The sequence below is a fragment of the Streptomyces sp. NPDC051662 genome (genome assembly GCF_040681655.1).
Taxonomy (GTDB): Bacteria; Actinomycetota; Actinomycetes; order Streptomycetales; family Streptomycetaceae; genus Streptomyces.
In genome coordinates this window covers 385,833-407,483 of sequence record NZ_JBFAZD010000005.1, presented here as the reverse complement: position 1 = coordinate 407,483, position 21,651 = coordinate 385,833, and the positions used below count along the sequence as shown (strand labels likewise).

Annotated in this window: 17 protein-coding genes and 1 pseudogene; 7 read left to right on the top strand and 11 right to left on the bottom strand. The window is 72.1% G+C overall.

What is annotated here, in order from left to right; genetic code table 11:
- Nucleotides 1-6 precede the first annotated feature (6 nt).
- From AB0M67_RS11850 to AB0M67_RS11825, 6 genes are all read right to left on the bottom strand, one after another.
- Nucleotides 7-3,615 carry a hydantoinase B/oxoprolinase family protein gene (locus tag AB0M67_RS11850; protein ID WP_365745100.1) on the bottom strand — a complete coding sequence of 1,203 codons (3,609 nt, stop codon included), beginning with the start codon at nt 3,613-3,615 and terminating at the stop codon, nt 7-9.
- Nucleotides 3,612-4,565 (bottom strand): SGNH/GDSL hydrolase family protein, encoded by a 954-nt coding sequence (locus AB0M67_RS11845; protein WP_365745098.1) that lies wholly within the window; start codon nt 4,563-4,565, stop codon nt 3,612-3,614. Before AB0M67_RS11845 ends, AB0M67_RS11850 begins: the two co-directional genes overlap by 4 nt.
- Nucleotides 4,562-5,752 (bottom strand): glycosyltransferase, encoded by a 1,191-nt coding sequence (locus AB0M67_RS11840; protein ID WP_365745096.1) that lies wholly within the window; start codon nt 5,750-5,752, stop codon nt 4,562-4,564. Before AB0M67_RS11840 ends, AB0M67_RS11845 begins: the two co-directional genes overlap by 4 nt.
- Complete coding sequence (locus AB0M67_RS11835) at nt 5,749-6,867, bottom strand: glycosyltransferase family 1 protein (protein WP_365745094.1); 1,119 nt, start codon at nt 6,865-6,867, stop codon at nt 5,749-5,751. Before AB0M67_RS11835 ends, AB0M67_RS11840 begins: the two co-directional genes overlap by 4 nt.
- Before the next feature lie 186 nt (nt 6,868-7,053).
- Nucleotides 7,054-8,472: a HEAT repeat domain-containing protein gene (locus tag AB0M67_RS11830; RefSeq protein ID WP_365745092.1), complete on the bottom strand. Its 1,419-nt coding sequence runs from the start codon at nt 8,470-8,472 to the stop codon at nt 7,054-7,056.
- A gap of 231 nt (nt 8,473-8,703) precedes the next feature.
- Nucleotides 8,704-9,096 carry an ankyrin repeat domain-containing protein gene (locus AB0M67_RS11825; RefSeq protein WP_365745090.1) on the bottom strand — a complete coding sequence of 131 codons (393 nt, stop codon included), beginning with the start codon at nt 9,094-9,096 and terminating at the stop codon, nt 8,704-8,706.
- A 252-nt stretch (nt 9,097-9,348) separates the two neighbouring features.
- On the opposite strand from AB0M67_RS11825, the gene AB0M67_RS11820 reads away from it, so the two are divergent.
- Both AB0M67_RS11820 and AB0M67_RS11815 read left to right on the top strand, forming a co-directional pair.
- Nucleotides 9,349-9,543, top strand: coding sequence for a hypothetical protein (locus AB0M67_RS11820; protein WP_030355560.1), 195 nt, complete (start codon nt 9,349-9,351; stop codon nt 9,541-9,543).
- A gap of 38 nt (nt 9,544-9,581) precedes the next feature.
- A pseudogene (locus tag AB0M67_RS11815) lies at nt 9,582-11,279 on the top strand (hypothetical protein); the annotation flags it as partial.
- Between the two features lie 80 nt (nt 11,280-11,359).
- Here the strand turns inward: AB0M67_RS11815 and AB0M67_RS11810 are convergent.
- Nucleotides 11,360-12,856, bottom strand: a complete 1,497-nt coding sequence (locus AB0M67_RS11810) for a PLP-dependent aminotransferase family protein (RefSeq protein ID WP_365745088.1) — start codon at nt 12,854-12,856, stop codon at nt 11,360-11,362.
- Nucleotides 12,857-12,956: 100 nt separating this feature from the next.
- On the opposite strand from AB0M67_RS11810, the gene AB0M67_RS11805 reads away from it, so the two are divergent.
- The 4 genes from AB0M67_RS11805 to AB0M67_RS11790 all read left to right on the top strand — a co-directional run bounded on the left by AB0M67_RS11805 (nt 12,957) and on the right by AB0M67_RS11790 (nt 16,457).
- Complete coding sequence (locus AB0M67_RS11805) at nt 12,957-13,625, top strand: hypothetical protein (protein ID WP_365745086.1); 669 nt, start codon at nt 12,957-12,959, stop codon at nt 13,623-13,625.
- The gene (locus AB0M67_RS11800; RefSeq protein ID WP_365745084.1) at nt 13,622-14,386 is read left to right on the top strand and encodes a glycerophosphodiester phosphodiesterase; all 765 of its coding nucleotides are present in this window, start codon (nt 13,622-13,624) and stop codon (nt 14,384-14,386) included. Before AB0M67_RS11805 ends, AB0M67_RS11800 begins: the two co-directional genes overlap by 4 nt.
- Before the next feature lie 72 nt (nt 14,387-14,458).
- Complete coding sequence (locus tag AB0M67_RS11795; protein WP_365745082.1) at nt 14,459-15,817, top strand: MFS transporter; 1,359 nt, start codon at nt 14,459-14,461, stop codon at nt 15,815-15,817.
- A 265-nt stretch (nt 15,818-16,082) separates the two neighbouring features.
- Nucleotides 16,083-16,457 carry an RNA polymerase-binding protein RbpA gene (locus AB0M67_RS11790; protein ID WP_003959706.1) on the top strand — a complete coding sequence of 125 codons (375 nt, stop codon included), beginning with the start codon at nt 16,083-16,085 and terminating at the stop codon, nt 16,455-16,457.
- Nucleotides 16,458-16,551: 94 nt separating this feature from the next.
- Here AB0M67_RS11790 and fxsA read toward each other — a convergent pair whose 3' ends face one another.
- The 4 genes from fxsA to AB0M67_RS11770 all read right to left on the bottom strand — a co-directional run bounded on the left by fxsA (nt 16,552) and on the right by AB0M67_RS11770 (nt 21,044).
- On the bottom strand, nt 16,552-17,145 hold the full coding sequence (gene fxsA, locus AB0M67_RS11785; RefSeq protein ID WP_365745080.1) for an FxsA family membrane protein: 594 nt from the start codon (nt 17,143-17,145) through the stop codon (nt 16,552-16,554).
- 55 nt (nt 17,146-17,200) lie between these two features.
- Nucleotides 17,201-18,046, bottom strand: coding sequence for a polyprenol monophosphomannose synthase (locus AB0M67_RS11780; RefSeq protein WP_365745078.1), 846 nt, complete (start codon nt 18,044-18,046; stop codon nt 17,201-17,203).
- A gap of 603 nt (nt 18,047-18,649) precedes the next feature.
- Nucleotides 18,650-20,305 (bottom strand): amidohydrolase, encoded by a 1,656-nt coding sequence (locus tag AB0M67_RS11775; RefSeq protein WP_365745076.1) that lies wholly within the window; start codon nt 20,303-20,305, stop codon nt 18,650-18,652.
- Nucleotides 20,306-20,603: 298 nt separating this feature from the next.
- Complete coding sequence (locus AB0M67_RS11770) at nt 20,604-21,044, bottom strand: Lrp/AsnC family transcriptional regulator (protein ID WP_365745074.1); 441 nt, start codon at nt 21,042-21,044, stop codon at nt 20,604-20,606.
- A 203-nt stretch (nt 21,045-21,247) separates the two neighbouring features.
- On the opposite strand from AB0M67_RS11770, the gene AB0M67_RS11765 reads away from it, so the two are divergent.
- On the top strand, nt 21,248-21,646 hold the full coding sequence (locus AB0M67_RS11765) for a hypothetical protein (RefSeq protein ID WP_365745073.1): 399 nt from the start codon (nt 21,248-21,250) through the stop codon (nt 21,644-21,646).
- Nucleotides 21,647-21,651: the final 5 nt, after the last annotated feature.

The window sequence follows — 21,651 nt, the reverse complement described above, 5'->3', positions numbered from 1 at the left end:
CCGGCGTCAGCGGGGCGCCGTCCCGTAGCCGCCCCCGCCCGGCGTCCGCATGACCAGTACGTCGTCGGGGCCCACCTCCACCGAGTCGACGCCCCGCAGCGGCGTGACCGTACCGTCCGCCCGCTCCACCGCGTTGCTCCCGAGCGCGCCCGGTCCGCCACCCGCCATGCCGTACGGCGGGACCCGGCGGTGCCCGGTCAGCAGCGTGACCGTCATCGGTTCCAGGAAGCGCAGCCGCCGTTCGACGCCGTCGCCGCCGTGCCAGTGTCCGACACCGCCGCTGCCGTCCCGTACGGCGAAGGCGTCGACCCGTACCGGATAGCGCCACTCCAGCACCTCCGGGTCGGTGAGCCGGGAGTTGGTCATATGGGTCTGTACGGCGTCCGCGCCGTCGAAGCCGTCGCCCGCGCCGGAGCCACTGGCCACGGTCTCGTAGTACTGCACCCGGTCATTGCCGAAGGTGAGGTTGTTCATGGTGCCCGAGCCCTCCGCCTGCACTCCGAGGGCGGCGTACAGCGCGCCGGTGACGGCCTGCGAGGTCTCGACATTGCCCGCGACGGTCGCCGCCGGAGGGGTGGGCGCGAGCATCGATCCTTCCGGGACCCGTACGTCCAGGGGTTCCAGACAGCCGCTGTTGAGCGGGATGTCATCGGCGACGAGCGTGCGGAAGACATAGAGCACGGCGGCCATCACCACGGACTTGGGCGCGTTGAAGTTGCCGGGCAGCTGGGGCGAGGTGCCGGTGAAGTCGATGACGGCGGCACGCGCGTCCCGGTCGACCCGGACGGCGACCTCGATCACCGCGCCTCCATCGGTCTCGTAGCGGTACGAGCCGTCGTGCAGCCCGGCGACGATCCGGCGTACGGACTCCTCGGCGTTGCGCCGTACGTGCCCCATATACGCCTGGACGACATCGGTACCGAACTCGTCGGTCATACGGCGCAGTTCGGCGATGCCTTTCTCGTTCGCGGCGATCTGGGCCCGCAGATCGGCGAGGTTGGTGTCGGGGTCCCGGGAGGGGTGGCGGGCGGTGGTGAGCAGTTCCCGGGTCTCGGCCTCGCGCAGCCGGCCGTCCCTGACGAGCAGCCAGTTGTCGAAGAGCACGCCCTCCTCGTCGATGGTGGTGCTGAAGGCGGGCATGGAGCCGGGGGTGATGCCGCCGATCTCGGCGTGGTGGCCGCGCGAGGCCACCAGGAACTCCAGCGTCTCGCCCTGTTCGTCGAAGACGGGCGTCACGACGGTCACATCGGGCAGATGGGTGCCGCCGTGGTACGGGTCGTTGATGGCGTACACATCGCCGGGCCGCAGCGCGCCCCCGTTGCGCCGGAGCACTTCCTTGATGGATTCGCCCATCGATCCCAGATGGACGGGGATATGGGGCGCGTTGGCGATCAGATTGCCGTCGGAGTCGAAGAGCGCGCAGGAGAAGTCAAGCCGCTCCTTGATATTGACGGAGTGGGCGGTGTTCTCCAGGCGCACGCCCATCTGCTCGGCGATGGCCATGAAGAGGTTGTTGAAGACCTCCAGCAGGACGGGGTCGACGTCCGTGCCGACCGCGACCCGCGTGGGGCGCGGTCGTACGCGCGTGAGCAGCAGATGGCCCCGCTCACCCGGGGCCGCCTGCCAGCCAGGTTCGACGACGGTCGTGGCATCGGCCTCCGCGATCACGGCGGGTCCGGTCACGGTGTCGGTGGGGCCCAGGTCCGCACGGCGGTACAGCGGGGTGTCCCGGACACGTCCTTCGGTGAACATCCCGACGGTCGCGTACGGTTCGCTCGCTCCGGCTCCGGCTCCGGTGGACGGCGTGGGCGTATACGGGGCGTGCGGGGCCGAGGCGCCGACGGCCTCGACCGATACCGCCTCCACCACCAGCGGTTTGTCCATGGTGAACGCGTAGCGCGCGAGATGTTCGGCCACGAAGGCCGCGGTCATGGCCGCGACCCCGGCCAGGGGTACGGGCAGGCTCGCGTCCGTCCCCGCGTAGCGCAGCAGCACCCGCGCGCGTGTGGTGATGGCCTCGTCCGGGACGGAGTCGGCGCGCAGCTCGGCGCGGGTGCGCTCGGCGAGCGAGTCGCACAGCTCACGGACCCGGCGCAGGGCCCGCTCGGTCAGCTCGGCCTCGACGGAGTGCTCCCGCATGGCGGTGGCGTCGGCGAGCCCGATGCCGTACGCGGAGAGCACACCCGCGAGCGGCGGGACGATCACGGTGTCGACGCCGAGCGCGTCGGCGACCGCGCAGGCGTGCTGGCCGCCGGCGCCGCCGAAGCTGGTGAGGGCGTAGCGGGTGATGTCATGCCCGCGCTGTACGGAGATTTTCTTGACGGCGTTGGCCATGTTCAGGACGGCGATCTCCAGATAGCCGGCCGCGACCTCCTCCGGGGTGCGGCTGACGCCGGTGGCCTCGCGTACCTCCTCGGCCCGGCGCGCGAAGCGCTCCCGTACGACTTCCACGTCCAGCGGCTGATCGCCATGGGGGCCGAACACGGCGGGGAAGTGGGCCGGCTGGACGCGGCCCAGCATCACCTGTGCGTCGGTGACGGTGAGCGGGCCGCCGCGCCGGTAGCAGGCGGGGCCCGGCACGGCGCCCGCGGAGTCGGGGCCCACGCGGTAGCGCTGTCCGTCGAAGCGCAGCACGGATCCGCCGCCCGCCGCGACGGTGTGGATGTTCATCATGGGGGCGCGCATCCGTACCCCGGCGACCTGGGTGCCGAGTTCGCGCTCGAACTCGCCCGCGTAGTGCGAGACATCGGTGGAGGTGCCGCCCATGTCGAAGCCGATGACCCGGCGGAAGCCCGCCTGTCCCGACGTACGGGCCATCCCGACGACCCCGCCGGCCGGCCCCGACAGCACGGCGTCCTTGCCGCGGAAGTGGGCGGCCTCCCGCAGCCCGCCGTTGGACTGCATGAACATCAGCCGGATGCCCTGGAGTTCACCGGCGATCTCGTCGACGTAGCGGCGCAGGATCGGGGAGAGATAGGCGTCGACGACGGTGGTGTCGCCGCGCGGCACCAGCTTGATCAGCGGGCTGACCTCATGGGAGCAGCTGACCTGTGTGAAGCCCGCCGCGCGCGCGGCGTCGGCGACGGCGCTCTCGTGCGCGGGATGGCGGTAGCCGTGCATCAGGACGACGGCGGCGCTGCGGAAGCCGTCGTCGTGGGCGGTGCGGAGGGCGGCGGCGACGGTGTCCGTGTCGAGCGGCCGTACGGTGGCGCCGTGCGCGTCGACGCGTTCCGGGACCTCGATGACGCGCTCGTAGACGGCCTCGGGCAGCACGATATGGCGGTCGAAGAGCCGGGGCCGGTTCTGGTACGCGATACGCAGGGCGTCCCGGAAGCCCTCGGAGATGAGGAGGACGGTCGGCTCACCGCGCCGCTCCAGGAGCGCGTTGGTGGCGACGGTCGTCCCCATCTTGACGACTTCGATCCGGTCGGCGGGCACCGGATCGTCGGGACCGAGGCCGAGCAGCAGCCGGATGCCGGCCACCGCCGCGTCCTGGTAGCGCTCCGGATGGTGCGAGAGCAGTTTCCGTGTGACGAGCTCTCCGTCGGGGCGCCTGCCCACCACATCGGTGAAGGTGCCGCCCCGGTCGATCCAGAATTCCCAGCGCCCGGTCATTCCCCCATTCTGGCAAGGGGAGCGCCCGGAGACAGCGCGGCGAGCGCGCGGGAGAGGGCGAGTTCTGCGTGCAGATCGAGCCGCGCTCCGGTGCCGCGGGCCCAGTGCGCCACCTCGTCGCCCGCCAGCCGCAGCAGTTCGGGCAGGAGATCCCGGCAGCGGCGCGCGACCCATCCCGTGCCCGAGGTGGCGAGCCAGAGCAGGGTGGCCGCGCGGCTCGGCGGTGCCTGGTCGGTCTCAAGAGAGGGCTCGGGGCCGAGGGCCAGTCCCCGTTCGGCGAGCAGCGCGTGGAAGCGCGCGGCGATCATCCGGTGCCCGCGCTCGGCGGGGTGCAGCCGGTCGGCGCTCCACAGGGACCGGTCGGCGACCCAGGACGCCTCCGCCATATGCAGATGGACGGTGTCGTGGCGCGCCGCCAGGGCGTGGACGACGGCGTTGACGGCGCGCTGCCGCCGGGCGAGGGGCATGGCGAGCGGCGCGGGCAGCCCGAGCATGCTGCCGGGGTCGGGCAGACAGGTGGTCAGCAGGACGGTGCCGCGCGCCGCGAGGGCGCCACAGACGCGGTCGAGGCGCAGGGCGAGGTCCTGTATGTCGAAGGCGCGGCGCAGGGTGTCGTTGACGCCGACGACGACGGAGGCGATGTCGGGGGCGAAGGAGACGGCCGCGGGCGTCTGCTTCTCCTCCACGTCTCGGGTGAGCGCGCCGCTGACGGCGAAGTTGTGGAACCGTGCGCCCGTTCCGGGGTCGCCCACCCCGGCGCCGAGCAGCGCGGCCCAGCCGCGCCATCCGCCGTCGACGGGGTCGCCGATCCCCGCGGTGAGCGAGTCCCCGAGAGCGGCGTACCGCAGCGCCCGCGGCGGCGCGGCGGTATCCGGGACCTCGTCCCGTTCCTTGTTCCGGTTATGGGCCGCGTCCGCGGGCAGTGCGCCTCTGTCCGCCTCCGTCGTCATCTCGCCTCTCCCTCCGGGTGGACCTGCTGGACCTGTGACGGGACCTTGTTCAGCATCGATACATCGAGCGGGACATCGTGGGCCGCCAGGAACGCGGCGACCGCGTTCTCCCAGCTGAAGAGCTCCGCGCGGGCGCGGGCCGCGGCCCGGCGCGCACCCTCGGGGCGGGCCATGAGCTCCTGGATCGCGTCGGCGAAGGCCGCCGCGTTGTCCCGGGCCGCGATTCCGGCGTCCCCGATCACCTCGGGCAGCGCCGATGACGCGCTGGCGACGACGGGGGTGCCGCAGGCCAGCGCCTCCAGGGCCGACAGCCCGAAGGTCTCGGCCGGTCCCGGTGCCAGACAGACGTCCGCGGTGGCCTGGAGATCGGCCATCGCCGCGCGGTCCGCGACATGGCCGAGGAAGAGCGCGGGCAGCCGTTCGGCGCGGGCCCGGCGGACCAGCCCGGTCCGCAGCGGACCGTCGCCGGCGACGACCAGCACCGCCGGTACGCCCCGCTCCCGCAGCTCGGCAAGCGTGTCGAGCGCGGTGCCGGGCCGCTTCTCCACCGACAGCCGGGAGCCGAGTACGAGCAGCACCTCACCCGGACGCGCGTACCGGGAGCGCAGCTCCGCGTCGCACCGCTCCGGCGTGCACCGGCGCAGATCGACACCGAGCGGTGCGCGCACCACATTGCGGGCCCCGATCCGCAGGAACTCCCGCTCCGCCCACTCGGTGGTGCAGACGATCCGCGAATACGCCCAGGCGGTGCGCAGATTGAGCCGGTCGGCGGCCCGGGCGGCGGCGCCCCCCGGCACGCCCCAGGTGCGCAGCACCCCGTCCGCCGTCTCATGGGAGACCATCACGGAGGGGATGCGGTGGCGGCGTGCCCACTCGCCCGTCCAGCGCAGGGTGGTGCGGTCGGAGACTTCGAGCCGGTCGGGCCCGATCCGCTCAAGCACCTCCCGCAGCCGCCGCCGCGCGCTCAGCACCCGGTAGCCGCCCGTGCCGGGCAGTTCGGGGCCCGGGAGGGTGATCACCCGCCCCTGCGAGGTGTCCTCGTCGGACTCCCGCTCCCCCGGCACGATCAGCACCGGTTGGTGCCCGGCCGCGAGATAGCCGCTGCCCAGCTCATGGAGCGCGGTGCGCAGTCCGCCCGAGGCGGGCGTGACGAAGTTGGCCAGTCGTACGATCTTCAGCCCACTCACGCGACCACCGCCGTACGGGCGCCCAGCACCTCGGTGTAGTGGCCGAGCAGCTGGTCCCCGACGACGGCCCAGGTCCTGCCCTCGACGGTGGTGCGCGCCGCCTGCCCGTAGGCCGCACGGAGCGCGGGGGCGAAGGCGAGTTCCTCCACGGCCGCGGTGACGGCGTCGGTGTCGTGCGGGGTGACCAGCAGTCCGGTACGTCCGTGGTCGACGAGGTCGAGCGGTCCGCCGGCGGCGGGCGCGATCACCGGTACCCCGCTGGCCATGGCCTCCTGCACGGTCTGGCAGAAGGTCTCGTAGGGGCCGGTGTGCGCGAACACGTCGAACGAGGCGAAGGTCCTGGCCAGTTCGTCACCGGTCGAGCGGCCGAGGAAGACCGCGCCGGGCAGCGCCCCGCGCAGCGACGTCTCGCTGGGGCCGTCCCCGACGATCACGACACGGACGCCGGGCAGCCGGCAGACCCCGGCGAGGAGTTCCACATGCTTCTCGGGGGCCAGCCGGCCGACATAGCCGACGATCAGCTCGCCGTTGGGCGCGAGCCGTCGGCGCAGCTCCTCGTCGCGCAGTTCGGGCCGGAACCGCTCGGTGTCGACACCGCGCGGCCACAGCCGTACCCGGGGGATGCCGTGCTCGGCGAGATCGTTCGCGGCGGCGCTGGACGGGGCGAGGGTGAGGTCGGCGGCGGAGTGCACGGCGCGGATCCGCCGCCACGCGGCGGCCTCGCCCGCGCCCACATAGGTGCGGGCATAGCCGGCGAGGTCGGTCTGGTAGACGGCGACGGCGGGGACGCCGAGCCGGGCGGCGGCCGTCATGCCGCGTACACCGAGCACGAAGGGCCCGGCCAGGTGAACGATCTCGGCGCGGTGCGCGGTGATGGCCGCGGCGATGCGCCGGCTGGGGAGCGCCACCCGCACCTGCGGATAGCCGGGCAGCGGGAGTGAGGGCACGCGTACCACGGGGCACGGTGCGTCGATCTCGGCATCACCGGCGACCGCCGGGGCGATGACGAGCGGATCATGACCGCGGGCGGCGAGATGCCGGGCGGTCTGGAGGGCGCAGTGGGCCACCCCGTTGACATCGGGCGGGAAGGATTCGGTGACGATGACGACACGCATATCCGTGTTGTCGTCCCACCGAGCGTGTCCCTGCCAACGTGGATCTTTCCGCGTGGGGAACGTCCCGTGAGCATTGGACGCGGGTCGTTCCCCGGACGCGACGAAGGCGCACAGACGGTACGGACCGACTTACGGAGCGAAGGTTTCCGGCCGTACGCGACGGCGGGCGGCGGTGGCCGCCGGTTCTCACCGCGCGGCGGCGTCCGGGCCCATCCTGCTGCGTACGGCGGTCTGCACCTCGGCCTCCTCGGCCGGATCGGCGGCCAGCCGCCGTAGCCTTTCCGCCACGCGCGCGTCCACGGTCTCGGCGTGCAGCGCGGCGACTTCCCGGGTGGTCTCCTCGCAGTCCCACAGGCATTCGACGGCGAATCCGGTGGCGTAGGAGGGATCGGTGGCGGCGAGCGCACGCGCCGCCCGGCCGCGCAGATGCGAGGAGGCGGTCTCGCGGTAGACATGGCGCAGCACGGGTGCGGCGCAGACGATGCCGAGGCGTCCCGCACCGTCGACGAGGGTCCACAGCCGCTGGGTGTCGGGGCCCTCGGCCCGTACGGCCTCCCGCAGCGCGCCGAGGACCAGCGCGGTGTCCTTCGTACCGCCGCGGCAGGCGAGCACGCCCGCGGCGGACGCGCCGAGCGCGTCGGGCCTGTGCACCCAGCCGCGGGCCCGGTCGACCGCCTCGTCGCCGCACATCCGCTCGAAGGCGGCGACGGCGGCGTCGGCGACGGTACGGTCCGGGCCGCCGGCCGCCGCCTCGATCAGATCGAGGACGACCGGGTCACGGACCTCGGCGAGATAGTGCAGGGCCGCGCAGCGGGCGCCGTCGGGGCCGGTGCGCGCGGCCTCGACGATCAGCGGGCGGTCGTCGGGTCCGGCGACGGCGGTGAGGCAGCGGGCCGCCGGCCCGTGCATCTCCGTGCCGCGCTCCAGAGCCTGCTCCGCCCAGTCGAAGACGGCCTGCACGCTCCAGCCGGGGCGCGGACCGCTCGGTCGCAGCTGCCGCTGCCAGCGGTCGAACGAGCCCTGTTCACGGGCGGCCCTGATCCGCGCGCCGACCGAGGGGCGTGGATCGTCGGCCCAGAGCCGCCAGGGCCGGGGCTCGAAGGCGTCCCGTACGGTCGACGCCAGCTCGGCGTCGCCCTCGGGTCCCGCCGGGAATCTGGCGAGGATCGGCACGGCCAGCGAGCGCAGCCCCGTGTCGTCGTCACGCAGCGCCAGCTCGTCCAGGGCCCAGGCCCAGTTGGCGCCGGTCGCCGCGTACCGCCTGAGCAGGTCGAGGGCGTCGTGCCTGCCGTACGCGGCGAGATGGCCGAGCACGGCGAGCGAGAGCCCGGTCCTGGACTCCTCGGTGTCGAAGTGGTCCTCGGCCCGGAAGAGATGGTGGTCGAGGGCGTCGAGACCACCGTGGAGATCCAGATACAGGCGTGCGTAGTAGAGCGAACGGTTCTCGACCTGCCAGTCGTGGCGGGGGTCGTTCAGTACGCAGTGATTGAGGGCGGCGAGTGCCTCGGCCCGGGGTGCCGCGAGCGCGTGCAGCGTGCCGTCGCCGCGGCCTCTCTGCAACAGCCCGAGCAGGGTGCCGCTCGGCGCTATGACTGGATCGAACATGGGGAAAGCCTCACATCAAGCTGTCGACGCAACCGGGGGTGCGACCGGGGGACGTAGCACCCTTCTGGCACTAGACCGCGCGGCGACATGATCGGCCGACCGTCGTCTTCCGCTTAATGCAGACCATCTTCCCTGCCTCTCGTCGGTGACCCGTTGTTGCGGGCCCGACGTCATGATGACCCAGCCATTTCGCCACCGCGACCACATTTACGACGTCTCTCACCCGGGGCATCACTGGGCGCCGAACAACTCCAGAAGGTCCGTCTTCCCAAACATCCGCGCGGTATCCACGGCGGAGGGGTTTCCTCCGGATGGATCCGCGCCGCCGGCCAGCAGCGCGCGGATCACGGCCTCCTCGCCCTTGAAGACAGCCCCGGCGAGTGGCGTCTGGCCGCGGTCGTTGACCCGTCCCGCGTCGGCGCCGCGTGCGATCAACGCCTCCACCGCCTCGGCGTGGCCGTGGTACGCGGCGAGCATCACGAGGGAATCGCCCCGGTCATTGGTGAGGTTCGCGGGCACACCGGCGTCGACATAGGCCGCGAGCGTCTCGGTCTCACCGCGCCGGGCCAGATCGAAGACCTTCGTGGCCAGCTCGACCACTTCGGGATCCGGTGTCTCACTCATCGGTGGACCGCCTTTCAGGCCGGCTCACACGCCGGCTCGCACGCCGTTGACCTGCTCCGTACGGCCTGGGCGCCGTACGAGTAAACCGAAAGGGTACTGCGGACCGCGCCCCGCACGGGCGCCACCGCGTCCCCTGGGCCAGCACAGTGAAATACCTGGCATTTCACTCATTTGCACCTTTTATCGCATAGATACTTTCGGTGATCCTGGAAGAACTCATGGTGACTGTCCCCTCAAACCAGGAGAACTCTCATGATTCTGTCCATGTCAGGCGTGGTGCTGCTCGGAATCATCGTCTTCCTCTTCTTCCGGAAGGACGGACTCAAGGCTTCGCACGCCATGGTCTGCGCCCTCTTCGGTTTCTATCTCGCGGGCACGGCCATCGCGCCGAGCATCACGGCCGGCGGCGCGAGCCTCGCCGGGCTCATCGGCGGGATCAAGTTCTGACGCCCGCCCGCCCCCTTCCGCACTTTCAGGAGACAGACGTGGCCCGGCGACCACTCCCCCGCATTCTGACCAGCGGCAGCGCCCAGATCGCCCGCAGTCGCGAGCTGGCCCGCACGGCCGCCGACAGCGCCACCGATGTCCTCCATCCGCTGATCACGGTCTCCCGCGGGCTGCGGATGCTGGCCGCCGCGGCACGCCAGAAGTGGGCCGGCACCCCGAAGGACCGGCGCGGTCCCGCGCTGTTCCTGGTGGCGGCCTGCGTTCTGGTCGTCGCGCTCATCCCGTACGGGCCACTGCTCGGCCTGATCGCGCTGATGGGCGTCGCCGGCTGGAAGGGGCGCGACACCACTCCCGTACCGACCGGCCCCGACGACACGGAGATCAAGCGGCTCCAGTCCCTCTACGAGGCGCTGGTGCCGTACTTCGCCGTACCGGAAGACCCCAGTCCGCTCTACGCCCACGGCGGCACGTGGGGTGCGGCGTTCGACGACCACGCCTTCGACACCGGCGGCCGGCTCACCCGGCTCCGGCTGCGGTATCCCCCCTACTTCCCCGACAGCGATCCCGATGTGCGCGCCCGGATCGAGCAGCTGCTCCAGGCCAAGTGCGGGCGCGGGCGCGAGTACCTCTTCGCGTGGGAGGAGGAGGCCAACGAACTCACGGTCACCGTGCTTCCCGCGCTGTCCACCGCCATCGCGGCCCAGCCCTTCATCACCGCCCCCGGTGAGACCGTGCTCGGCTTCACGGACGACGGCGTGGTACGCCGCACCATCCCGGTCGTGGCGAACGGCGAGAGCCGGGACGAGCCGCCGGTGCTCTGGCGGACGGGACCGCGCTCCACCGAGCCGCATCTGCTGGTCGTGGGTCCCCCCGGCAGCGGCGCCACCAGCCTGCTGCGCTCCCTGGCGCTCCAGGCCGCCCAGCACGGCGAGGTCCTGATCGTGGAGGGCGGCGGGACCGGTGAGTTCGGCTGTCTGGCCGGGCGTACGGGCGTACTGGCCGTGGAGTGCGGACTGGCCGGGGCGCTGGCCGGTCTGGAATGGGCCGCCAGCGAGACGGAGCGCCGGCTGATCGCCGCCAACCGGGCCGGACAGTCGGGCCGTCCCGCGCCCGAGGACACCAAGCGCCCGCTGTGGATCCTGCTGGACCGGCCGAGCGTCTTCGGTCATCTGGCCGCCGCCGAGGGACGGCCCGATCCGCAGGAACTGCTCCAAGTACCGCTGCGGCACGGCAGATCCGCCCATGTGACGGTGGTCGTGGCCGACCAGCTCGACAGTCTGGACACGCTCAGCGAGGCCGTACTGACCCACACCCGCGCTCGGGTGATCCTCGGGGCCGCCGCGCCCGCGCAGATCGAAGCGGTGCTCGGGGCACCGCCGCGCACCACCCCCCCGGCGGACGTCCCGCCCGGCAGGGGGTACGCGCGGCTCGGCACCGGACCCGTGCTCAGACTCCAGGTCCCGGCGACGCCCGACCCGTACGACGACGGAACGAGCGAAGCGCACCGCCGCGCCGTTCTCGGGCTTCTTCCGGAGCGCCACCCGGCGGTCGCGGCGCCCGCCACGGAACAGATCACCGAGGAACAGACCGCCGAGGTGCGGACCGCCGAGGACCGGTCCGTCATGGAACGCACCGCCGTGCGGTCGGTCCCCGACCAGGAGCGCGACCCGGGGCACGGGCGCACGGGAGCCCCCGCGCCGGGGCCGGTCGGCGCCGCCGTACCCGCCGAGGGCTGACGCGCGGCCCTGACGAGTGAGTCCGATGTCCCCTCGGACGACAGTCCCGTCGACGGCAGTCCCGTCAGGCGACAATCCCGTCAGGCGACGAAGGTGCGCGGTGCGTCCGTGCCGGTGCTCGCTCCGGTCTCCACCAGCCGCACCGCCGCCACCAGCCGGGCCGCCGCCTCGACGGCGACCGGGCCGCCCACCGTGAACGGCAGCCGTACGTACCCCTCGAACGCCCCGTCGACGCCGAAGCGCGGCCCCGACGGCACCCGTACCCCGACCCGTTCGCCCACCTCGGCCAGGCGTGATCCGGACAGTCCGCCGGTGCGCACCCACAGGGTCAGCCCGCCGCCCGGTACCTCGAACTCCCAGTCGGGCAGCTGTTCACGTACGGCCGCCACCAGCGCGTCACGGTTCTCCCGCGCCTGGGCCCTGCGCAGGGCCACGGCCTCCTCCCAGCCGCCGGTCCGCATCAGCCAGTTGACGGCGAGCTGCTCCAGCACCGGGGTGCCCATGTCGGCGTACGCGCGCGCGGAGACCAGCGACCGGATCACATCCGGCGCGGCGCGGACCCAGCCGATCCGCATCCCCGCCCAGAACGCCTTGCTGGCCGAACCGACCGTGATGACCGTGCTGCCCGCCGGGTCGAACGCGCAGACCCGCCTCGGCATGGGGAGATCCGCGTCCAGCCGCAGCTCGGACATGGTCTCGTCGACGACCAGGACCGTGCCCGCCGACCGCGCGGCGTCCACCAGCTGCCGCCGCTGGTCCTCGTCGGCCAGCGCGCCCGTCGGATTGTGGAAGTCGGCGACGACATAGGCGAGGCGGGGGGCCGCCTCCCTGAGCACCTGGCGCCAGCGCCCCAGATCCCAGCCGGTCAGCCCCTCCGCCATGGCGACCGGCACCAGCCGCGCGCCCGCCTCCCGCATCAGCTGGAGGATATTGGCGTACGACGGCGACTCGACCGCGATCCGCTCGCCCCGGCCCGCGAAGAGATGGCAGATCGCGTCGATCGCCCCCATCGCGCCGGTGGTGACCATGATCTGCTCCGGCATGGTCGGGATACCGCGCTCGGTATAGCGGTCGGCGAGCATCCGCCGGAGCGCGGGCAGCCCCGCCGGATAGTCGCCATGGGTGTGCGCGTAGGGCGCCAGCTCCTCCAGCGCGCCCTGGACGCCTCGGGTGAGCCACGGCTCAGGGGCGGGCAGCGCGGCGGTGCCGAGATCGATCATCGAGCCCAGCGACTCGGGCGGCAGCGGTTCCAGACCGCGCGCCGGCAGCGGATTGCCCGCCGGTACGGCCGTCCAGCTGCCCGCGCCCCTGCGCGACTCCAGGAACCCTTCGGCGCGCAGCGCCTCGTACGCGGCGGCCACGGTCGTACGGCTCACGGTCAGGGCGAGCGCCAGCTCGCGCTCGGCGGGGAGCCGGGCCGCGACGGGGACGCGGCCTTCGAGGACGAGCAGCCGGATGCCGTCGGCGAGGGCCCGGTAGGCGGGCGGTCTGCGGGCGCCGGGTCCGGCGGGTCCGCGCTGGGTCTTGAGCTGCCGGGCGAGCTGAGCCGCGCCGACGGCGGAAGTCCACTGGGCCATGGAAATCAGTCCACCTTCCCCGAATTGGCCATGGTTGGCATCCGCCACCCCGCCACAGAGTGTCACGTATCAGTCCACCATCGCATCAGGGGGCAGCACCATGTCCATCACCTCCGGTCTCCGGGGTCCACATCTCACCCGGCGGCTGCTCCAGCTGTACGCGGGACTCGCGCTGTACGGGGCCAGCGCGGCGCTGCTGGTACGCGGCGGCCTCGGGCTGGAGCCATGGGGTGTACTGCACCAGGGGCTGGCGGAGCTGACCGGGCTGACGATGGGCGTCGTCTCCATCATCGTCGGCGCCGTGGTGCTGCTGCTCTGGATACCGATCAGACAGCGCCCCGGGCTCGGCACGGTCTCCAATGTCTTCGTCGTCGGCATCGCCATGGACGCCGCGCTCGCCCTCGTCCCCGAAGGCCATGGCCTGGCCGTCCGTGTCCCGCTGCTGATCGCGGGCATCGTGCTCAACGGCGTGGCCACCGGTCTCTATATCGCGGCCCGCTTCGGCCCGGGGCCGCGGGACGGCCTGATGACCGGGCTGCACCGGCTGACCGGCCGCTCGGTCCGGCTCGTCCGTACGGGCATCGAGGTGGCGGTCGTCGCCACCGGGTTCGTCCTGGGCGGGTCGGTGGGGGTCGGAACGGTCGCCTACGCCCTGGCCATCGGACCGCTGGCCCAGCTGTTCCTGCGTGTCTTCGCCATCCCGGCGGTGGACAACGGCAGCACAGTGGTCGCCACCGGGTCACCGGAACAGGCCATACTGCGGCGGTGACTCGCGTACCCCACCCCTATCTCGACCGGCCGGCGCCGATCCCGTTCGCCCATCGCGGCGGTACGGCGGACGGCCTGGAGAACACCGCCGCCGCGTTCCGCCGCGCCGCCGAGCTCGGATACCGCTACTTCGAGACCGATGTGCACGCCACGGCGGACGGCCGGCTTGTCGCCTTCCACGACGCGACCCTGGACCGGGTGACCGACACCCGCGGCCGGATCGCCGATCTGTCCTGGGAGGACGTGCGCCGGGCGAGGGTGGCGGGGAAGGAACCGCTGCCGCTCTTCGAGGAGCTGCTCGAAGAATTCCCCGACGCGCACTGGAACGTGGACATCAAGGCCGCCCCCGCCCAGCTCCCCCTGGTCGAGCTGATCCGCAGGACCGACAGCTGGGACCGCGTGTGCGTGGGCTCCTTCTCCGAGGCCCGGGTGGCCGGCGCGGCCCGTCTCGCGGGCCCCCGGCTCGCCACCTCGTACGGCGTACGGGGCGTGCTGGGCCTGCGGCTGCGCTCGTACGGCATCCCGGCCCCGCTGCGGCAGGGCGCCGTCTGCGCCCAGGTCCCCGAGTCCCAAAACGGCATCCGGGTGGTCGACGAGCGCTTCGTACGCACGGCGCACGCGCTCGGTCTGCAGGTGCATGTCTGGACGGTCAACGATCCGGATCGGATGGAGGCGCTCCTCGATCTCGGTGTGGATGGCATCATGACTGATCAACTGGAGACGCTGCGCGCGGTGTTGACCGCGCGGGGAGCCTGGCATTGACCGGGCGGGGCGGCGTACACCGGGGAAGTCCGGCACAGCCGGGAAGGCTACGGGGAGAGCGAGGAAGCACCGGTGACCGCTGACACCGTGGACCGTGCCGACGGGGCGGCCGACGGGGCGTCGGAGCGCAGACGCGAGCAGCGCGGCTGGTACTTCTACGACTTCGCGTGCTCCGTCTATTCGACGAGCGTGGTCACGGTCTTCCTCGGCCCCTATCTGACGTCGGTGGCGAAGGCGGCGGCCGACGCGGACGGTTTCGTCCGGCCACTGGGCATCCCCATCCGCGCGGGCTCGGTGTTCGCGTACACCGTCTCCCTCTCCATCGTGGTGGCGGTGGTGGTGATGCCGCTGGTCGGCGCCGCCGCCGACCGTTCGGGACGCAAGAAGCCGCTGCTCGCGCTCTCCGCGTATCTCGGGGCCGGCGCCACGGCGGGCATGTTCTTCCTGGACGGTGACCGCTATCTGCTGGGCGCGCTGCTGCTGATCGTGGCGAACGCCTCACTGGCGGTCTCAATGGTGCTCTACAACGCGTATCTGCCGCAGATAGCCGGGCCCGAGGAGCGCGACGCCGTCTCCTCGCGCGGCTGGGCGTTCGGCTACACCTCGGGCGCGCTGGTGCTCGTCCTCAATCTCGTGCTCTACACCGGCCATGAGTCGTTCGGTGTCTCGGAGTCGACGGCCGTACGGATCTGTCTGGCCTCGGCCGGTGTCTGGTGGGGCGCCTTCACGCTCGTCCCGCTGCGCCGGCTGCGCGACCGCCGGGTGGTGCGGGACGGCGCGGGCGGGGTGGGCACCGGCTGGCGGCAGCTGATCGCGACGCTGCGGGACATGCGCCGCCATCCGCTGACGCTGTCCTTCCTGCTCGCCTATCTCCTCTACAACGACGGCATCCAGACGGTGATCTCGCAGGCCTCGGTCTATGGCTCGGAGGAGCTGGGCCTGGACCAGACGACCTTGATCACCGCCGTGCTGCTGGTGCAGATACTCGCGGTGGCGGGCGCACTGGGAATGGGCCGAATGGCCAGGACCTACGGGGCCAAGCGGACGATTCTCGGCTCACTGGCAGTCTGGACGGTCATCCTCGGAGCGGGGTACTTCCTGCCGTCCGGGGCACCGGTCGCGTTCTACGCGCTGGCCGCCGCGATCGGGCTGGTCCTGGGCGGCAGCCAGGCCCTGTCCCGTTCGCTCTTCTCGCATCTGGTGCCGAGCGGCAAGGAAGCCGAATACTTCTCCGCGTACGAGATGAGCGACCGCGGCCTGAGCTGGCTGGGCCCCCTGGTGTTCGGGCTCGCGTTCCAGCTCACCGGGAGCTACCGGGATGCGATCATCTCGCTGGTGATCTTCTTCGCGCTCGGGTTCGTCCTGCTGGCGAGGGTGCCCGTACGGCGGGCGATCGCCGCCGCGGGCAACCCCGTACCGGAACGGATTTAGACGTTGAAGTCAAAGGGCGGTAGTGTACGCGTTTGGCCTGCCAGGCGGACCGTTACTGCGTAGTCGAGATAGGAAAACGCTGGGTGACATCTCCCGTTAGATGTGACAAACCGGGCGCCGGCGGGTACGCAATCCTGGAATGACCAGCGGCACAGACGGGCGACGCATGACCCGGACGGGAATCTTTACCGCCGACCGGGCGTTGACCGGATGACGACGACAGCGACACCTGTCCTGTGGGCGACAAGCCCGGGAGGCACGATTCATGAGTGAGCGAGCTCTCCGCGGCACGCGACTCGTGGTTACCAGCTACGAGACGGACCGCGGCATCGATCTGGCCCCGCGCCAGGCGGTGGAGTACGCATGCCAGAACGGCCATCGATTTGAGATGCCGTTCTCGGTAGAGGCGGAAATTCCGCCGGAGTGGGAGTGCAAGGCGTGTGGCGCCCAGGCACTCCTGGTGGACGGGGATGGCCCCGAAGAGAAGAAGGGCAAGCCTGCGCGCACGCACTGGGACATGCTCATGGAGCGGCGCACCCGCGAGGAGCTGGAGGAGGTGCTGGCCGAGAGGCTGGCCGTCCTGCGCTCCGGCGCCATGAACATCGCCGTGCATCCGCGGGACAGCCGGAAGTCCGCCTGACCGCGTAACCACCGCACACGACAAGCGAACAGCACCAAAGCCGCGGGCCGCGTCACATTCCCGAATGTGACGCGGCCCGCGGCTTTGGTGTCCCTCAGGAGGTGAGCGGCGGGCGCGGGCCCGCGTCCCCGGGGTCGCCCGGGTTCCGCGGCTCGTCGTCGTGCTTGATGACCTCGCCCTGGACCACCTTGCCGTCGGGCCGGTGCATCCGGCTCTGCTGGAAGGCGTCACCGAGACTGCCGGGCGCGGCCGCCTCGCGCATCCGGCGCTCCAACGACCGCTCCGCGTACCGGCCGAGGGCCATCCGTACCGGCGGGATGAGCAGAAGCAGCCCCAGCACGTCGGTGATCAGCCCCGGCAGCATGATCAGCAGGCCGCCGAGCATCAGGAAGCCGTTGCCGGTGCTGCCGGTACCGGTCTCGGGCGCGTCGCCCGGCTGTCGCTGCTGCTGCCGTTGCAGGGTCTCGGTGAGATTGCGGAAGGCGCGGCGGCCGGCGCTCTTGATGACCACCGCGCCGAGCACGACGGCGCCCACGAGCAGCAGCAGGACGGTCAGCCCGCCCGCGACGTCGGCCACCACGGTCAGCAGCCAGATCTCCAGCACGAGCCAGGCGGCGATGCCCAGCGGAATGAAGGTGCGGGCGCGAGAGCGCTTGGGAACGGTCCGGGGCGATTGCGCGGTCGTCATACTCCCAGTGTGCCTGGGGGAGCGTCCGGATGGCGTATGGGGGCGAGCGGAATGATCAAGCGGATCCGGTGGATCCTGTTCCGTTCGACCCGGCTCCGGTGGGTCCGGCTCCGCTGGGTCCGGCTCCGGCGGGTCCGGCGGGCTTCCGGCCGAGCAGCCGGTTCGTCCGGGACTCGACGCCCCAGGCCGTGACCCGCCACAGCGCCTCGACGAGAATGTCCTTGCTCATCTTGGAGTCGCCGAGTTCGCGTTCCACGAAGGTGATGGGCACCTCGACCACATGACAGCCCGCCTCGATGGCGCGCCGGGCCAGATCGACCTGGAAGCAGTATCCCTGGGAGGAGACGGCGTCGAGGCCGAGCCGCTCCAGCGTCTCCCTGCGGAACGCCCGGTAGCCGCCGGTGACATCGCGGATCGGAACGCCGAGCAGCACACGGGAGTAGGTGCTGCCGCCGCGGGAGATCAGCTCGCGGGTCCTGGGCCAGTTCACCACCCGGCCGCCCGGCACCCAGCGCGAACCGAGCACCAGATCGGCGCCCTTGAGCGCGGTCAGCAGCCGGGGCAGTTCCTCGGGCTGGTGGGAGCCGTCCGCGTCCATCTCGACGAGGACGCCGTAGTCGCGCGCGATCCCCCAGCGGAAGCCCGCCAGATAGGCCGCGCCGAGCCCTTCCTTGCCCCTGCGGTGCAGGACCTTGACGTGACTGTCCTCGGCGGCCAGTTCGTCCGCGATCTTGCCGGTGCCGTCGGGGCTGTTGTCGTCGGCGATGAGGATGTCGGCCGCCGGCACCGCGGCGCGCACGCGGGAGACGATGGTCCTGATGTTCTCGGCCTCGTTGAAGGTCGGGATGATCACCAAGGCTGTACCGAGCGGGCCGTACCGCCTCTGGCCACCGTCGTTCACTGCTGCCCCTTAATCGCCGTACGCAGGTGCCCCAGCTTAGCGAGCACGCCATGGCCGACGACCACCATGGTGACCCTGTGTCGGTGGGGATGGGCGGTGATGTCCGGAGATGGAGGACGGAACCGGAGATCTTGTTACGGAACACGTCCCGCGTCGGGGAAACCCGAGGGAAACGGAGGGGAACGGAGGGAGGCGCGTACTGCGGATCGGGGCCCGGCGTCCTTCGGGCCGACCTGGGACCCGCTGGCTGCGGGTCGACCGAAAGCCGTTGTCTACTGAACGCCGGGCCCCATCCGGGGTCGCACCCGCCGACCGGCTGAAACCTTCCCTCGCCCCCGAGACGCGACGGCTGGACCTGGCTCCCAGTGGTGGTGCGCCGGTGCGGCACACCACCCCATGACCCAGTGGCGTTCGACGACTGCGTGGAGGTTGCCGGACGGACGTCCTGTGGTGGACCCGGCCGAACCTACCCGCCGGTGGCTGCTTACTGTCAATAGTCGTTTGACCTGCGGCGTTGACCCAAATCGCCTGGTCAGTGGGGAAGATCCGCAGGTCGCGGCAGAGGCCGGCGGGGATCGGGCCGCGACACGAAATGTCCGTACGTCACTCGTTCGGTCGCAGGAAGACCGTTTGCCCGCCGACGACGGTCCGCAGACATTCGGGCAGCGGGCGGCCGGGCGTCAGATCCGGCAGCCCCGGTGTCCCCGAACGCGGATCGGTGGACCAGCGGGCCACCCGGTCGTCGGGGGCCTGGACCACCAGCTCCTCCGTTCGCCAGACGGCGTAGTCGGCGGGGGCGCCGGGCACGAGCGTACCCGCGTCGTCACGGCCCATGGCCCGCCGGCCGCCACGGGTGTGGGCGGTGAAGGCCGCCCGCACCGAGATCCGGTGGTCGGGGGTGTGATGGAAGGCGGCGGCCCTGACGGTGCCCCAGGGGTCCAGCGGGGTGACGGGGCTGTCGGAGCCGAAGGCCAGCGGCACGCCGGCGCGCAGCAGGGCGGCGTACGGATTGAGGGTACGGGCGCGGTCGGCGCCGAGCCGCTGGGCGTACATGCCCTCCGCACCGCCCCAGAGGGCGTCGAAGACGGGCTGCACGGAGGCGGTGAGGCCCAGCTCCGCGAAGGCCGCGATGGTCGCCGGGGTGAGCATCTCGGCGTGCTCGACCCGGTGCCTGGCTCCCCTGATACGGGCCAGGCCAAGGCGCTCGGCGGCGGCGCGCACGCCCTCGACGACGGTGCTGATCGCCGCGTCTCCGATGGCGTGGAAACCGGCCTGGAGCCCGGCCTCGGTGCAGACGGCGACATGGGCCGCGACCGCGGCGGCGTCGAGCTGGGCGGTACCGGTGTGGGAGGCGTCCGCGTAGGGCTCGTGCAGGGCCGCGGTGTGGGAGCCGAGGGAGCCGTCGACGAAGAGATCACCCGCGGCCCCGACCGCACCCAGTTCCCGGACGCGGCGGGCACCCTTCCCGTCGGTGATCCGTTCGGCCCAATACCCGTGGATCCGAGGCCCCGGCTCGTCCTCGGCCAGTCGCAGCAGCGCGGTGAAGTCCTCCTCGTCGGAGATCTCCGGTCCGCCGCACTCGTGGAGCGCGCCGATACCGAGCGACGCGGCCCGGGAGCGGGCCGCGCGCTGCGCCTCGGTGCGCTGGCGGGCGCTGATCGACCCGTGGGCCGCCGCGCGCACGGCGTGGTGGGCGGCGGCCGTCAGCGGCGCGTCCGGGTGGTAGCCGGTCAGTGCGGTGACGCCGGGGACCAGATCGAGCAGGGCGGTGGTCACCACGGCGGAGTGCACGTCGATCCGCGTCAGATAGAGCGGCCGGCCGCCGGCCGCGTCGTCGAGCTCGGCACGGGACGGGGGGCGCTGTTCGGGCCAGCGGGCGGAGTCCCAGCCGTGGCCGAGCAGGATCCGGTCGCCGGGGTGGGCGGTGCGGTGGTCCCGTACGAGGTTCAGCGCCTCCGGCAGGGTGCGGGCGCCGGACAGATCGAGACCGGTGAGGGCGAGTCCGGTGGCGGTGGCGTGCACATGGGCGTCGGTGAACGCGGGGGTGACGAGCGCGCCGTCGAGATCGATGACCTCGTCGACACCGGAGACGAAGGAGTCGGCGGCGCCTTCGGAACCCACCCAGGCGATATGGCCGCGTTCGACGACCATGGCGGTGGCGAAGGGGTCGGCGGGGCTGTGGACTTCGCCGCGGCGGAGGAGGGTGGTGCGGTGGTGGTGCGAGGCGGTGCGGGAGTCGGGGGCGGTGCGGTTGGTCATGCGGACAGTGTCGCGCGGGGCGCCGTCCGGCGGGGGCGCGGGGTGCGGTGCGCCTCCGGCGGGGGTCGCGGTGCGGTGCGCCTCCCGGCGGGGGCGTGGTGCGGGTGCGGTGGGTGGTGCCGGGTGCCGGGGCCTGCGGAGGTGCGTGTCCGGACTGCTCTCCTCACCGCGCTTCGCGCGAGCTGCGACGCTCTACGTCCGGACACGCACCTCCTCCGACCCCGACCCCCTCACGCCCACGGGCCCCTGTCGCTCCGTTCCCGGGTGCCGTCTTTCCGGCGGCGAACCTGGCCCCGGGTCAAAGCGTCGGCGGGCGGGACTCGTAAGGGGTGGAGAGGACCACCGTCGTGCGGGTGGAGACGCCGGCCAGGCTGCGGATGCGGGTGAGCAGGTGTTCCAGGGCCAGGGGGGTCGCCACCCGGACCTTGAGGATGTAGTTCTCGTCGCCCGCCACGCTGTGGCACGCCTCGATCTCCGGGATCTCCGCGAGTCGGTCCGCGATGTCGTCGGGGGCGCTGGGGTCGAACGGTTTGACCGAGATGAACGCGGTGAGCGGGAGGCCGACCTCCTCGGGGTCGACCACCGCGGCGTAACCGCGGATGACGCCCCGCTGCTCCAGTCGGCGTACGCGCTGATGCACCGCCGAGGTGGACAGGCCGGTGGCCTTGCCCAGGTCGGTGTAGCTCATCCGGCCGTCCTTGACAAGCAATTCCACGATCTGACGATCCAGCTCCTCCATACGGATCAACCTATTGCCCCGGGCCGCTTCCAGCACAGTCGGGAGTGAGCCGAAGGCGCGCGCGAGGGGCCGTGTGACGAAGACCACAGGCGTCTGGGCGGGTCCGTCGAGACCTTACGGTTACCTGGCTCGCGCGACGGGAATTGCTTGCTGTGGTCGAGACCACGAGAGCCTGGTCGGCCCACCCGAGGGGGAATGTCTCCATGCAGAGCCTGAAGCGCGCCGGACGTACCGAACCGGAGCCCGTTGATCTCGTCGACGCCGACGAGCTCGATTTCTACGACACCTTCGAGATGTACCGGGTCGTCTGCCCGGACTGTGCGCAGCCAATCGCGTTGCTGGCGGACGAGGATGTCCTGCCGGAGCACGCGCTGTGCCCCTCCCCGTGGAATCCGTTCGTGCTCTCGGTGTGTGCCGGTACGGGCCGTTCGGCGTCGGAGGCTCCGGCCGCCGACGCGTCGTCCGAGGCTCAGGAGCAGGACACCGCCCTGCTGCTGACCCTGCCGCAGGGGCTCGACTGGCGGACACAGCCGTTCTCGCATGTCGGCGGTCCCGGCTCACGTCCGTTCAAGGTGCCGACGCTCCAGCGGCACGCGGCGTAACTCCC